Raw genomic sequence first — 13682 nt, 5'->3', positions numbered from 1 at the left:
CGGAATTTTCTCTCCCCCTTGTTCATCCGCCGCGATAACGATAGGAAATCTCAAGCTCTTGATCGGCATCGTTCATGGACGATACTAACTCCGTCAACATGCCACGATGCGGCGACCGACCGCATACAGGATCCGTCAGGCCCGCATCGCCTGTGAGCAGGAACGCCTGGCAGCGGCACCCTCCGAAATCCTCGAAGCGGCGATCGCAGCCTCGGCATGGCTCGGGCATCCATTCGAACCCTCGGAAAGCGTTAAAGCTCTCCGACTCTCGCCATATCCAGGCCAAATCCCGCTTCCTAACGGATTCGAAACTTAGCGATGAGATACTGCCCGCTGTCGTGCACGGCAATACTCGACCGTCGGGCGCTACAGTCAGCGATAACTTGCCCCAGCCTCCCATGCAAGGCTTCGGGAGATCTTCGTAATAGTCCGGCACAATCCAGATCAGTTCGACGAGATGACCTAGACGCTCCTTCGTCGTCCTATACGATTCTTCCGCGGCGACGAGCTGCTCCTTCGTTGGCAGCAGTTGTCGTCGGTTCGCAAGTGCCCAACCGTAATACTGCGTATTGGCTAGCTCCAATCTTCGTGCTCCCCATGCGAGGCAAAGCTCGATGATCTCCTCGACCAGATGAAGATTACGCCTGTGCAGCACGACATTCATATGCAGAGGAACACCTGCGGCTTGAATGAAGCCGGCCGCTTGCCGTTTCAATTCATGCGCTTTGAACCCTGCAATCGTGTCGGCGAGCTCGGCCTCAGAAGCTTGAACGCTCAGTTGGATGCTGTCTACGCCGGCCTCTGCCAGCTCCTCGGCCCGCCGCTCCGTCAGCCCTACGCCGCTCGTAATCAGATTGACGAACAGACCTAACTGCCTCGACTGTCGAATAAGCACGCTGAGGTCCGGCCGCAATAAAGGCTCTCCTCCGGTAAAATGCACTTGAACGACGCCAAGCTCGCTTGCTTCCTCTAATACTCGCAACCATTCAACGGTCGTCAGCTCGGTTTCTTTTTTCTGAAGCTCTAGCGGATTCGAGCAGTAAGGACAGCGAAGGGGGCAGCGGTGGGTAAGCTCCGCGGCTAACGCGTAGGGTGCGCTCACTTCCATCGTTCCACCCAGCCTCTGTCGGCCGCTTGATGCAGAAAATCCCGGACGTCCGCCTCCAGATTCGATTCCCCGTACGTGGCCTCGAGTTGTTCGATCATTTGGGAGATCGTGCGCTCCCCGTCGCACAACCGCAAAATCGCGCCGGCAGTCGCATTAAGTTCGACGACGCGTTCCGGGAGCAGGAGCAATTCCGTTGAGCGGGCTTTATCGTATTTCATACGAGCCGGGCTGCGCAATCTCGGTTGATCCGATAACTCCCATCGCGTCATGGCGATTACTCCTTATTCGGGAATTCCAAGCTTAATGCATCCAGAATCGCCCATAGCACATCGCACTTGAAATTCAGCGCAGCGATTGCTCGCTCCTGCTCCGCCCGATCCCGGCATTCTCGCATCACGATGGCCAAGCCGTGATCCGAATCTCGTGGAGCCTGGTGCAGTCTGTTTCGGAAATACTCCAGCCCCTCCACGCGAACCCAAGGATACACTTGCTCGAAGACGGCGATTCGATGGGACATTAAGATCGGTGCGAATAACTCGGTAAGCGAAGAGGCGACAGCTTCGACCCACGGCTGCAGTCGGCAGAAGTTCACGTAGGCGTCCACTGCGAAACGGACGGCCGGAAGCACGTGGACTTCATTCAACATATCCGCTCGGGGAATGTCTGCAGCTTCGCCAAGGCGTATCCAAGCCTCGATGCCGCCTTCGCTGCCTTCTCGCCCGTCATGGTCGATAATCCGTTGAATCCAGATGCGCCGATCTTCTCGCAATGGAAGTTTGGAGAGGACGATCGCATCTTTAACAGGGATATTTTTCTGATAATAGAACCGGTTGGCTATCCAAGCCCGAAGCTGTTCAGGGCTAAGCTTGCCTTCGTGCATACGGACATGAAAAGGATGTTTGTCATGGTAACGATGTTGCCCAACTTGTTTGAGCCTCTCCGTAAACTGTTCGTTGGACATGAGGTGGTTGTTCATATTCCTGTAATGTTAGACCTCCGCTGCCAATCCGTCGAAGCCAATCTCTATGCCAAGCGATCGGAGACGATGGTACTCGGCTGAATGTTCATCCAGAATCGGATTCGTGTTATTGATGTGAATGTAAATTTTCCGCTTCGCGGTCAGATCGGCAAGCCGCTCCAGGCTGCCACTCGGCCCCGAGATAGGGACGTGCCCCATCTCCGATGCGAGCAAGTCGGACACACCTAACCTCTGCAGCTCATCGGCTTCCCAGAACGTCCCGTCTATCATCACGCAATCCGCATGCGATAGATGCTCTGTCAATTCGTCCGTCCACGACTCGATTCCCGGCGCATAGACGAATACGCCCCCCGTCAATCGATCGGTTATGCGATAGCCCATCACCCACGCTTCCTTCTCCTTGTCTACGCTCGCGGTTGCATACCTCGGCGGCTTACAGCCCAGACGGAAAGGATATACGTTCAATCTCTCCTCAAAAAGCCAAAAAGATTCCCCCGCTTCCACATTCGACCAGTGGAACTTCGCATAAGGCTCAAGAATACGCCTGATCGGCAAAGGGCCGCTCAAAGCCTGAAGGACACAGGACGGCGCATACACTTCAATCTCTGCGTTTTCTCTCATTTGCAGCAGCCCGATCGTATGATCCAGTTCCGCATCCGTTAGTATGACGCCCCGGATCGGCGTTTCTCGTATGTAGGGGCCGGGGTGCAGCGCGGCAAATGCTTCAACCTGCGCGCCGACATCCGGCGTTGCATTGATGAGGTACCACGACTTGCCGTTATCGCTGACGGCCAGCGAATCGGTTGTGCGGGCGCGAATGGAACGATGCCCTGTGCGCGCGCGGCGGCAAGTCGGGCAATCGCAATTCCATTGGGGAAATCCCCCTCCCGCCGCCGAACCTAACACCCGGATGAACATAAGTTTCCCCGCCCCCAGACCAATCTGCTTCGTGCGTCGTCGTTACTTCTGATAGGCGTATGCGGTCACTTCGGCGCACACTTCGATAATCTTAAAGTCGGGTTTCACCCACATCGTCCCATCTCCTTCCGGGGTGAATTCGTTCCATAACCCAATCAAAGAAAAGGGCAAAAAGACGATTTAATATATGCCGCTTGCAGGCATTCTATACCTTGGCGGCACCGCAAGCATATTCGCCCCTTCGGCTCACATACGATGAACTAATGAAGATAAACCATGTTCGAGGAGGGCGTTCAAATGAATGGAAGTCGTTACTCGAAAGCGCTAAAGGGAGCGTTTACGGGGCTTACGTTTACAGGAGGATGGCTCGGAGCCGACCTGCTTCTTCCGGAACCCTGGGGGGATTATCTCTTGTTCGGCGCATTGGCGGTCGTGAACGTGATGGCCGGATGGTGGATTGGTAAATTGTCAGAGGAAAGAGAACAACGCCTTGCAGACGGTGCAGCCGATGCCCATACGATGGATCGACCAAACGCGACGACAGTCGAGGCTGAGGCTTGATAATGCCGTTGTGAGTTAGACAAGAAGAAGGCCCGACTGCTCCGTGGTGAGCAAATCGGGCCTTCTCTTTATCGTTAGGACGATCAGTAATTTCTTTGGTGACGGGTTGGCGGGTTCCGTTGTCTGTAACAAAGAACCAAAAATCAGGTAGCCGGGTAGCGTTTGTACGAAATTTCGTACAAAGCCGTGCGCAAGGGTCTCCGACGGAGGCGTTTGTACGAAATTTCGTACAAAGCGCGGCGCAAGGGCCTCCGACGGAGGGCATTTGTACGAAATTTCGTACAATGCCGTGCGCAAAGCACTCCGACAGAGGACGTTTGTACGAAATTTCGTACAAAGCCGTGCGCAAGGGTCTCAGACAGAGGGCGTTTGTACGAAACTTCGTACAAAGCGCGGCACGGAGGTACTTCGTCTGAGGGAGTTACTGCGGATATGGAAAAATTAAGTACTTACAATTTAAACTTCGAGACGGCCGCCTCGAGATTGGCGCTCCTCGTCTTCAACAGCTCGGTCGTGTCGGCAATTCGTTTAGCCGATTCGAATTGATCGCCAGACATCCTCCGTATCGATGCCGTATTTTCGGCCGCCGCAAGCGAGATAGCGGAAATCTGCTCGACAGACGCAGCGACTTCCTCGGAGCCCGCCAAGACTTCTTCCGATGCGGCGGATATTTCCTGAATCTGGCCGCTTACGTGCACGAACCGATCCAGCGTCAGGTTAAACAACGATTCTGCTTGCCCCGACAACTCGGTGCCGACAAGCATCTCCCGGCTGCCCTCTTCCATCTTCTCGCCGATCCGAGCGGATTCTTGCTGAATCTGCTGCAGCAAGGACGTAATATGCGTTGCAGACACGGCCGACGATTCGGCGAGCTTGCGTACTGCGCCGGCGACGACGGCGAAACCCGCGCCTTGTTCGCCAGCTCTCGCCGCTTCGATAGCGGCATTCAGAGCGAGCAGCTTCGTCTGCTCGGCGATATCCGAGATCGAGCGAAGCACCGGCTCGATCTCGGACATGTACCTGTTGAGAGACTGAACGGAATTCGCCGTATCCGTCGCGACGCCGGAAATCGAAGCGACTTGCTCCTTGAGTTGTCGAATAGAATCCCTGCCCTGTTCGGCTGTCTCAAGCGCCTCGACTGACGCCCGCGAGACGCTGGACGAAGCTTCGGACACCCGCTGGATAGCAACCGTAATCTCTTCCATCGATTTGGCGCTCTCTTCAGCACCGACCCGCTGGTGATGCGCTCCTTCCGAGAGCGTCGCGATCGATTGTTCAAGCTTCTCGTTCAAGGCGACCATCTGCGCCGCTTCAGTGCTGAATTGTCCAGTGGAATCTACGAGATTACGGGCAGTCAGTTCCATATCGCGGACGACTTCGCCCATCGCGACGCCAAGCCTCTCGATCATCTGCCCCATCGCGGAGTAAGCTTGTCCGATCTCGTCCTTAGATCGCCTTCGGATCGCGCCCAGGCTCGCTTTCGCTGTGGCGAAGTCGCCTTGGGCGATCGCTTCTGCTCCTTTCACAATGACGCCGAGCGGCTTCAAAGCGCGGGAGAGGAACAACACGATGACAAGGAAAAACACCAACGTCAACACGCCCATCAAGACAAAGAGCGGCATACTCTCCTTCATCACTTCACGGAAGATCGTGTGCGATACGGAGACGTCCGTATCGATCCCGAGCACGCCAACGACAGTGCCATTCGCGTCGCGAAGCGGCGCATAAGCCGATATGTAGTCTCCATACTCCGGATTTTGGATAACGCCGGACTTGGCCGTCTCGCCCTTCAACAACGCTTCGATCGCGCCCTTCGGAATATCGGTCACTTCGCCGATCGGGGATGCGGCGTCCGAGTCTTTCGGCTGGCCATCGATAAGCAGAATCGGCTGACCCTTATCATCGATCTTGACCGTGTAGACGTACATTGCGCCGATCTGAACGCGGTAATGGTTCATCTGATCGCGAATGCTCCAATAGAGGTCATTCTCCTGCGCATCCTTCAGGAATTCCCCGTACGCTTTCAGATCAAATTGCCCTGCGTAAGCTTCCGCATTATGGATGCTGAACTTGCCGATCGCCTCCTCACTGGCTTTCTTCGTATTCTGGATTTGCATGTAGATGAGCGTAAAAGACAGCACAAGCAGAACAGCCAAAATAATCGCTGACAACTTCACTACCAATCGACTTCTTAATCCGTTCATGCTGTCGATCTTCCCCTTTGATCATCGTATGCCAACGCTTATCGCCCTTCTTGCTCCTCCAACATTTCCTCCACGACCTGCAACAATTCAAGCGGGCTGAACGGCTTCGGAATAAAGCGGTGAACGCCTGCCTCCATCGCTTTCGTCCGATCCGAATCCTGGGCTTTCGCTGTCAGCATAATGATGGGCATCCGATCTCTCGCCGCCTGCGGCAGCCGCTCCAGCACTTCCATACCCGTAAGCTCCGGCATCATATAATCGAGGAGCAGAAGATCATATTCTGATTGGCCGAGCTTCTCGAGCGCGATCTTGCCGTCTTCCGCTACGTCGATCTGCACATCCAAATCTTCGAGCGTATCCGCGATTAACATACGTAGAATTTCTTCGTCGTCCACGATCAATATTTTCCTCATGCGCTACCCAACTTCCGTCAATTAAATAATTTGTGCGCGAGTCGCTCGACTCTTTCCATCAGTTCTTCCGGCTTGAACGGTTTGACGATATAATCGTCCGCCCCTTGCTGGAGAGCGTAGATGATATCCGCCTGGTTCACTCTCGCCGTCAGCATCGCAATGACGATGTTGCGCTCGGGATAGCCTTCGCGCAGTTTGCTCAACACTTCCGCACCGTCCATTCCCGGCATCGCACCGTCAAGAAGCACGATATATTTGGACTGTTCGGAGTACCAATCGGAGGCGATGAACTGCACGCCGTCTTCGTAGCTTTGAATCGATACTTGCGTATTCCGGTCCGGCTGCCACCGCTCGAAATGCGAGACGATGATGTTGCGGATGAGCGGATCGTCATCGACAACGAGCAAATGAAGCCGCTTCGCAGCCGAATCTTGCGACAATTGCGGCGCGTAGACGACCGTTCGGTTTCGTCCGGCTTGCTTGCCCGAATATAGCGCTTGATCGGCTTCTTCGATCAATTGCATCGCATGGGCGTTGGCGTCGTGAATATCCGTAATGCCTGAGGAGAACGTTACTCGAAAAGTATCGTCTCCGGCAGAGAATGTCTTCTCCGAGAAACTCACCCGGATTCGCTGCAGCAGTTCAAGCGCCTGCTCCCTATTCGTATCCGGCAGCAGAAGCGAGAATTCCTCGCCTCCGTATCGGCACAACGTATCCCGTTCCCGTTTCGTCTCCATCACTGTCGCGGCGAACGATCTGAGCACTTCATCTCCCATCGGGTGCCCATACGTATCGTTCACTTTCTTGAAATGGTCTAAATCCATCATGGCCACGGAAAAAATTTGACTTTCACGCCGATAATCGGAAATTAGCTGCTGCATCGAGCGGTTTAGATGCTTGCGATTGTAGGCGCCCGTAAGCTCGTCAACGATAATGGAATGCTGCCAATGCCGGATCAGTTGGAACCGGTTCTCTATTAAAGCTACCAGCAACTCTTGGTCGATTGGTTTGGGGAAGAAGTCCATCGCTCCGAAGCGATAGGCGTGCATGCGATGTTCTCTTGTATCCTCCGTGCTGATCACAATGACCGGCGAATGCTCGAGCTGCGCTTTGTCTACGATCTGCCGCAGAACGTCCATCCCGTTCGTGTCCGGCAGAAAAACATCAAGTAGAATCAAATCGGGCTTCCAGTCGTAAAACAGCTTCAACCCTCTCTCTGCCGTTAACGCAATGTTGACCGGGTAACCGCGCTCTTCCAGAATCCCCTTCAAATACCCGGCCAGATCAACGTCGTCATCAACGACCAGAATGCGCTTGCCCATCCGATCGGGCAGCGAAGCGGTAGGGGGATCACCCTCTCCCTCACCTCTTCGCTCTTCCTTCCCTTGAATGCCGGGAAGGAGGTCGAATAAGCTCTGCAACTCGTTATACCACTCGGAATACGTCCAGCGCCGGGTTCCCGATTCCGAGAACCGCTCCATCCGGATCGACGCCTCGTATGCGATGTCCGGTAATCCTATCGTGCCGGCAGTCCCCTTCGTATTGTGCAGAAACCTGTAAATTTCGGTCTCTTCGACCGTCTCTTTGCTTGACCAATCGTCCAGCACGTTTTGCATCCGTTGCTTGATCAGATGCTTGTAGGATTTATCTCTCAATTGCATTCTCTCCGCTACTTGTCAGTATTGGGACTGCTGATTTCGACTGAATGATGCTTTCGATCGTCTCGATCAGCTTGTCGGGGTCGTACGGCTTAGTTAGGAAATGGGATATGCCCCATTGCAACGCTTTCCCTTGCTCTTCAAAAGCGCTGGAAATAACAATCGGTACGTTCACAAGCGCTTCGGACGCCTTCATCCGCTCGATTACTTCCCAGCCGCTCATATCAGTCGACAGCTTCAAGTCCAGAATAACAATATCCGGCCGACCGGCTTCCAAGGCGCGAATCACGCTCTCGCCGTCGGAAAAAACGCTTGTCGTATACCCTTTCTCCGTCAAATGGTCGTGAAGCATGACGGACAAGCTATGGTCGTTCTCCACAAGCATCACTTGCGGCGTCGGGACGATTTCTTCGCTTTGATTGCCTGAGTCATTTCTATCGCCAACACCCACTATGCTTGATTCATGCACCGGAAGCTCGATCGTGAACGTGCTGCCTTCTCCGAGCCGGGACTGCACGCTGACGTCTCCTTTATGCCGGTTCGCGATTTCCTTGACGATCGCAAGTCCGAGACCGGTTCCCCCGATCTCCCTGCGATCCGAATTGTCCACCCTGTAGAACTTGGCGAACAAGTTCGGGATCGCTTGCTCGGGAATGCCTAAGCCTTCGTCCTCAATCCTGATCCTGTAGCTGTCGCCTTCTCGGCGGGCTTCGATCGTGATCGCTCCCCCTTCGGGAGAATATTTAATCGCATTATTCACGAGGTTAACAAACAGTTGGAACAACTTATCCTTATCGCCTAGCACAGTCATCTTCTCACGAGGGATGCTCCGGATAAGTCGATGCTTCGCCGTGCCGGCCTGCTGAATCTCTACGACTTCCTCCAGAAGGAGGGCCAAGTCTACCTCACCGATATGGTAGAACTGCATGCCATTTTCCATGCGTTGCAAGTCTAGAAAGTCATTCACAAGCGAGGTCAGCCGCTGCGCTTCCCGATAAATCGTCTCCATGTACTTGCGCTGACGTTCAGGCTTAAGCTCGCGATGCAGCATTAGCTCCGAGAATCCGAGAATGCTGGCGAGCGGCGTCCTCAGCTCGTGGCTGACAGTGCTCACGAACTCTGACTTCATCCGGTCGACCTCGAATTCCTTTGTTACATCGCGATGTACGAGCAAAATGCCGAATTGCTGCTGTTTGCGGTAAATCGGTTCCCAATACATTTGAATCGTTCGGTGTTCCGGCTTATTAATGACGTAAATCATGCTTCGGGCTTGTTCCGAATCGCTGCCAAGCGCCCTGTCCCAACAATCGAACAACGCTTCGGGCTCATCGATTCTCTCCGACAGCAGCGCCTTGAGCGAAGGAAGCCCGATTCCGTTCAACTCGGCGCTCTCGTAAGAGAGGCCAAGCAGTTCATACAACTTCTCGTTTACCCGGAGCGACTGGCCTCCAAGATTCATCAGTTGTACGCCTTCCTGAATCGTGTTCAGCATATCCCGCGTCATTTGCCGCTGATTCTCGATCGTCTCGAACATCTCCAGCTTCTCGAGCGACAGCGAGATTTGACCGACTAGTCCGTAGATCTCTGTCTCGTCTTTCGTATCGATCGCCTTGCCAATACGAGTAAGCATCATACAAGCCGCAACTTCGTCATCCCCTTTGAGCAGTGGGATAAAGATGTCATACGCGCTTGCAAGGTCGGCGACGTATCCCTTCTCTCCTGTCGTCGCGTCCCTTTCCCGGATAAACACCCGTTTGCTTTGCACTGCCCGAACCGCGGCGCTCTGTCCGAATCCCTCGAGACACTGCGCCACTTCTTCCTCCGACAATCCGTGAGCCGAGTAATCCATCGATTCGTTCATCAGGACGATCATGCCTTTGTCGGTTCGCGAGATCTCCACGACGTTGCGAATGACGCTATCCAGCAGTTCTTTGCGGTTAAGCGTATTCGCGAGCGATTGTATTAACGAATTGCGTTTATTCAGAAACAGCTCGTTCTGTTCCATGATGACGATCGCCCGTTGAAGCTCCGCTTGCTGGGCTTCAAGCTCATCTTGCTGCGCATGCAACTCCTCGTTCTGGGCAAGCAGTTCTTCTTCCTTCTCCTGAATCTCGTAAGTCATTCTCTCGAGCGATCTGGACAACATCCCGATCTCGTCTCGGCGGCTTAACAGCTCGGCTTGGATCGTCTCCCCTTTGCCATAGTTCAGCGCGTATTGCGACAGACGGCTTAACGGGTTGCCAATATCCTTCGCCAATCTCCGGGTGATCAACGCAGACACAACCAATATCAGCACTATGTAGATAATAAAATAAATGCCTTGAAGCACGAGCGTTCGAAGCAGATCTTCTCTTTCGTCCTTCAAGTGCTGCTGAATCAGCTTCTCCGACTGGTGCGCGTATTGAATGGTCTCGTTCACGGGATTGTTGACGCCGAGCGTAATCAGCTTGCGCAAAGATGTGTAGTCGCCCTTCTCGGCGAATGCCGCTCCCTTTGGCAGCACGTTCTTTAAGTAATCTTCGAAGTAATCGTGAACCCTCTCAACGAGTTCCAGTTCGTCGCCATTGACGGACGTCTCCTTGATCGACGCGACCGCCTTGTCCAAGCCTTCTTTGGCCTTAAAAATTTGCTCGTATTCGTAACTATCCAAATACGCAAAATACCCTCTGACACGCAAAATGATCTCGTTCGTCTCGTTCGACAAATCCGTGATGTATTCCTGGCTCAAGCTGAGCTTCTGAGTGACCCGCTCGTATTTACTTACGGTATTGAAAGTGCTCCAAGATACGAATAAGGCGCCGACCAAAATAAGCAATAGACTGCCCAACATCATGGCGCTTATTTTTCTTTTGATGCTGTGCCTTTTATCGTTGAACGCATTCATGATCAAAACAACCTTCCGTGGTTGATATAACCCTTATTTTACAACAAGATTGGCCAAATTTGGACATCAGTCGACACAATATGTTTTTCGGCGGATTTAATCGCCCTATAACAATCGGCGCTTACACTGAAGATGTACCCGCACATCCGCACACTCATCCGAAAGGAACATCCGACATGGGTATCCACACTTATTTTCAATCGCTGACCGATCTGGAAAGAATCATTCGTTGCCCTGGAAAATTCAAGTTTCAGGAACATAGCGTGTCAGCTCATTCGTGGAAAGTCGTACAATACGCAAAGACGTTGGCAGACATCGAGGAAAGCTGCGGCGTGACCATCGATTGGAAGAAGCTTTACGAAATTACGAGCAGCCACGATTACGGGGAAATTTTTATTGGTGATATCAAGACGCCGGTGAAACACTATTCATTGGAGCTTCGAGCAATGTTGCAGAAAGTCGAGGAAGGTATGATTGAACTGTTCATCGACGAGCACATTCCGGAGGAGTTAAAGCCGATCTTCCGAAGACAGCTGCGCGAAGGCAAAGATAACTCTGTCGAAGGACAGATTCTGGAAGTTGCCGATAAAATGGATCAAATCTACGAAGCTTTCGCGGAGTTGCAGCGGGGGAATACGGAGAAAGAATTCATCGTCATGTACCGTTCGGCTCTGATTAAAATTAAGCAAATCGACCTTCATTGCGTCGCGTATTTTCTGAAGCATATTTTGCCGGATCTCGTGCGCGAAGGCTCGCGTTCCCCGATTGATATTGCGAAGATTACGGACGAGGCGCTGGCTTCCTAAATAATCACGATACAGTCACACGAAGGGATCATAGCGATCATTCCGAACGTGAGCGCGGCGCGGTTATGCTACAATATGCACGACAGCGCCAATACACTTAGCGGAGATGAGCGCCATGAATAACGACCGCACGATACTGCTCGTGGATGACGATAAAGAAATCGTGGAATTAATGAGGGATTACCTGGAGGACGAACGCTACGCGGTAAGGGAAGCCTACAATGCCGCACAAGCTTTGGAGGTACTCTCACGCGAACGCATCGACTGCATCCTGCTCGACGTCATGATGCCGGGACAGAGCGGTCTAGAGCTATGTCGTCACATTCGCAGAACGATGGATACGCCTATTCTGTTCCTGAGCGCTCGGGACGAAGATATGGACAAAATCAGAGGGCTGAGTCTGGGCGGCGACGATTATATCGTCAAGACAGCTACTCCCGAAGAAGTCGTCGCCCGCGTGAAAGCGGTACTCCGCCGCTATGGAAGAAACGAGCAAGAACTCAAGCTGGAGCTTGACTTCGGCCGCCTCGTGTTGGATGTAAAAGCGCATGAAGCCCGCGTCGACGGGAAACCTGTCTCCTTCTCGCCCAAGGAGTTCGAGCTATTATGCTTGTTCGCCGAACACCCTCGACAAGTGTTTACTTATGAGCAGTTGCTGGATCGATTCTGGGACGGCATCGGAGACAAACACGCGGTCACCGTGCAGATCGGGAGAATTCGCGAGAAAATCGAAATGGATCATCGGAATCCCCAGCTTATCGCCAACGTGTGGGGCGTCGGTTATCGTTTCGAAGGAATTCGCAAATGAGAGCACTTAAAATTCGCGAGTGGATGTTCGTCGGCATGCTCATCGTCCTTATCGTTCCTCGATTGTTTTATGAAATTCCGGGTTTTCTCGATCGCCATGTCTTCGAACGTTCGCTGCATGCCGAGCAGCAAACCTCGCTGAACGAGATCATTCAAGAGGTAAGCCGGGCGGATACGCCCCAGTGGCGCGATGCGAACTGGCGGACCCCCATCGCCCAGCGGGCTTCTTCCTCACAAATCGGCATTCGTCTGCTCGATGCCTCCGGACAAGAACTGTTTCGTTCCGTGCCGTCCGGGTCCGAGAAGCGCGCCTTTCGGCAAGTTGACGTCATGGAGCAAGGCCAACTGCAAGGTAGCGCTCTCTTCTACGCGCCGAAACAGAACAGCGTCTTCGCGAACGCGCTAGCCATTATCGCCACGGCGTGCGCCATTCTTTTTATCGGTTTTCAGATGGGACGAGTCGTCGTGAAGCCGCTTGAGGCAATGGGTGTCGCGGCCCGGCGAATCGCCGACGGCGATCTGGATTTTCAGTTGCCCGCTACGACTGTGCGGGAGGTTGCGGACGTTCGGGCTGCCTTCCATGCGATGGGCAACGGGCTTCGCGAATCGCTGACCCGGCAGTCCGAGCTGGAGGAGGAGCGGCGGTTTTTCATTAGCGCCATCGCCCATGACTTGAGGACGCCGTTATTTGCTTTGCGAGGGTTCTTGTCGCGACTGCAGCGGGGAACAACGAGCGATCCGGAGAAAACAGCGAGGTACATTGCGATATGCAGCCAGAAGACGGAACAGATCGACCGGCTCGTATCCGATCTGTTTGATTACGCGAAGCTGGAATCGCTAGGCCAGGCCATGCGTCCGAAGCTGATCGCGTTTAACGACCTGCTCGCTGAAATCGTAGACGACTACCGTCCAATCGGCAAAGAGAAGGAAATCGAAATCGAGCTGGACGGACCGGTCGAACGCTCCATGCTGCTTGGGGATGCCCATCTGCTTAGGCGTGCCTTGGGGAATCTGGTGGATAATGCGATCAGGTATACGCCGGGGTCGGGAACAGTCACGATCCGTTGGCATGTAGAGCACGCACGGATCGCCTTCTCCATCGAGGACACCGGACCCGGTATATCGGCACAAGCCCTGCCTCACGTCTTCGAAGCTTTCTACCGTGCAGACGATTCCCGTAATCCGGAAAACGGCGGCACAGGACTTGGCCTTACGATTGCTCAGCGCATTCTTCGGGCGCATAACGGCGAGCTTCGTGCGGGAAATCGCCCTCAAGGCAACGGAGCGATGTTGGCAGGGTGGCTTCCGCTTGCATAAACGAGTAGGATAGCTAAGACGGCGGCA

Annotated in this window: 13 protein-coding genes; 4 read left to right on the top strand and 9 right to left on the bottom strand. The window is 53.7% G+C overall.

The window, feature by feature from the left end; translation table 11 throughout:
• Positions 1 to 22: 22 nt before the first annotated feature.
• From pqqE to pqqA, 5 genes are read right to left on the bottom strand one after another with little or no spacing between them, the layout of a single operon-like run.
• The gene (gene pqqE, locus ACFPOF_RS01720; RefSeq protein ID WP_465251463.1) at positions 23 to 1102 is read right to left on the bottom strand and encodes a pyrroloquinoline quinone biosynthesis protein PqqE; all 1080 of its coding nucleotides are present in this window, start codon (positions 1100 to 1102) and stop codon (positions 23 to 25) included.
• On the bottom strand, positions 1099 to 1377 hold the full coding sequence (gene pqqD, locus ACFPOF_RS01715; RefSeq protein WP_378128987.1) for a pyrroloquinoline quinone biosynthesis peptide chaperone PqqD: 279 nt from the start codon (positions 1375 to 1377) through the stop codon (positions 1099 to 1101). Before pqqD ends, pqqE begins: the two co-directional genes overlap by 4 nt.
• Before the next feature lie 5 nt (positions 1378 to 1382).
• A complete protein-coding gene (gene pqqC / locus ACFPOF_RS01710) occupies positions 1383 to 2069 on the bottom strand; it encodes a pyrroloquinoline-quinone synthase PqqC (protein ID WP_378128985.1) in 687 nt (228 codons plus the stop codon).
• A 27-nt stretch (positions 2070 to 2096) separates the two neighbouring features.
• Positions 2097 to 3005 (bottom strand): pyrroloquinoline quinone biosynthesis protein PqqB, encoded by a 909-nt coding sequence (gene pqqB, locus ACFPOF_RS01705; RefSeq protein ID WP_378128983.1) that lies wholly within the window; start codon positions 3003 to 3005, stop codon positions 2097 to 2099.
• Positions 3006 to 3047: 42 nt separating this feature from the next.
• On the bottom strand, positions 3048 to 3119 hold the full coding sequence (gene pqqA, locus ACFPOF_RS01700; protein WP_378129040.1) for a pyrroloquinoline quinone precursor peptide PqqA: 72 nt from the start codon (positions 3117 to 3119) through the stop codon (positions 3048 to 3050).
• A gap of 183 nt (positions 3120 to 3302) precedes the next feature.
• Here pqqA and ACFPOF_RS01695 point away from each other — a divergent pair, with 183 nt between their 5' ends.
• On the top strand, positions 3303 to 3566 hold the full coding sequence (locus tag ACFPOF_RS01695; protein ID WP_378128981.1) for a hypothetical protein: 264 nt from the start codon (positions 3303 to 3305) through the stop codon (positions 3564 to 3566).
• Between the two features lie 449 nt (positions 3567 to 4015).
• Here the strand turns inward: ACFPOF_RS01695 and ACFPOF_RS01690 are convergent, their stop codons facing one another.
• From ACFPOF_RS01690 to ACFPOF_RS01675, 4 genes are read right to left on the bottom strand one after another with little or no spacing between them, the layout of a single operon-like run.
• Positions 4016 to 5770 (bottom strand): methyl-accepting chemotaxis protein, encoded by a 1755-nt coding sequence (locus ACFPOF_RS01690; protein ID WP_378128979.1) that lies wholly within the window; start codon positions 5768 to 5770, stop codon positions 4016 to 4018.
• 38 nt (positions 5771 to 5808) lie between these two features.
• A complete protein-coding gene (locus tag ACFPOF_RS01685; RefSeq protein WP_378128977.1) occupies positions 5809 to 6183 on the bottom strand; it encodes a response regulator in 375 nt (124 codons plus the stop codon).
• Between the two features lie 17 nt (positions 6184 to 6200).
• Complete coding sequence (locus ACFPOF_RS01680) at positions 6201 to 7838, bottom strand: GGDEF domain-containing response regulator (RefSeq protein WP_378128975.1); 1638 nt, start codon at positions 7836 to 7838, stop codon at positions 6201 to 6203.
• Entirely contained in the window at positions 7828 to 10725 is a 2898-nt protein-coding gene (locus tag ACFPOF_RS01675; protein ID WP_378128973.1) for an ATP-binding protein, read from the bottom strand. Before ACFPOF_RS01675 ends, ACFPOF_RS01680 begins: the two co-directional genes overlap by 11 nt.
• Before the next feature lie 176 nt (positions 10726 to 10901).
• Here ACFPOF_RS01675 and ACFPOF_RS01670 point away from each other — a divergent pair, with 176 nt between their 5' ends.
• The 3 genes from ACFPOF_RS01670 to ACFPOF_RS01660 all read left to right on the top strand — a co-directional run bounded on the left by ACFPOF_RS01670 (position 10902) and on the right by ACFPOF_RS01660 (position 13655).
• On the top strand, positions 10902 to 11531 hold the full coding sequence (locus ACFPOF_RS01670; protein WP_378128971.1) for a YfbR-like 5'-deoxynucleotidase: 630 nt from the start codon (positions 10902 to 10904) through the stop codon (positions 11529 to 11531).
• Between the two features lie 115 nt (positions 11532 to 11646).
• Positions 11647 to 12339 (top strand): response regulator transcription factor, encoded by a 693-nt coding sequence (locus ACFPOF_RS01665; protein WP_378128969.1) that lies wholly within the window; start codon positions 11647 to 11649, stop codon positions 12337 to 12339.
• Entirely contained in the window at positions 12336 to 13655 is a 1320-nt protein-coding gene (locus ACFPOF_RS01660) for a sensor histidine kinase (protein WP_378128967.1), read from the top strand. Before ACFPOF_RS01665 ends, ACFPOF_RS01660 begins: the two co-directional genes overlap by 4 nt.
• Positions 13656 to 13682: the final 27 nt, after the last annotated feature.

Origin of the sequence: Cohnella soli, from assembly GCF_042655525.1 — a bacterium.
Classification (GTDB): Bacteria; Bacillota; Bacilli; order Paenibacillales; family Paenibacillaceae; genus Cohnella; species Cohnella soli.
This window is presented reverse-complemented; position numbering and strand designations above follow the sequence as displayed.

Coding starts and splice junctions, on each gene's coding strand:
- pqqD (WP_378128987.1), bottom strand. CDS start 1,377: ATGACGCGATGGGAGTTATCGGATCAACCGAGATTGCGCAGCCCGGCT.
- pqqC (WP_378128985.1), bottom strand. CDS start 2,069: ATGTCCAACGAACAGTTTACGGAGAGGCTCAAACAAGTTGGGCAACAT.
- pqqB (WP_378128983.1), bottom strand. CDS start 3,005: ATGTTCATCCGGGTGTTAGGTTCGGCGGCGGGAGGGGGATTTCCCCAA.
- ACFPOF_RS01695 (WP_378128981.1), top strand. CDS start 3,303: ATGAATGGAAGTCGTTACTCGAAAGCGCTAAAGGGAGCGTTTACGGGG.
- ACFPOF_RS01690 (WP_378128979.1), bottom strand. CDS start 5,770: ATGAACGGATTAAGAAGTCGATTGGTAGTGAAGTTGTCAGCGATTATT.
- ACFPOF_RS01685 (WP_378128977.1), bottom strand. CDS start 6,183: ATGAGGAAAATATTGATCGTGGACGACGAAGAAATTCTACGTATGTTA.
- ACFPOF_RS01675 (WP_378128973.1), bottom strand. CDS start 10,725: ATGAATGCGTTCAACGATAAAAGGCACAGCATCAAAAGAAAAATAAGC.
- ACFPOF_RS01670 (WP_378128971.1), top strand. CDS start 10,902: ATGGGTATCCACACTTATTTTCAATCGCTGACCGATCTGGAAAGAATC.
- ACFPOF_RS01665 (WP_378128969.1), top strand. CDS start 11,647: ATGAATAACGACCGCACGATACTGCTCGTGGATGACGATAAAGAAATC.
- ACFPOF_RS01660 (WP_378128967.1), top strand. CDS start 12,336: ATGAGAGCACTTAAAATTCGCGAGTGGATGTTCGTCGGCATGCTCATC.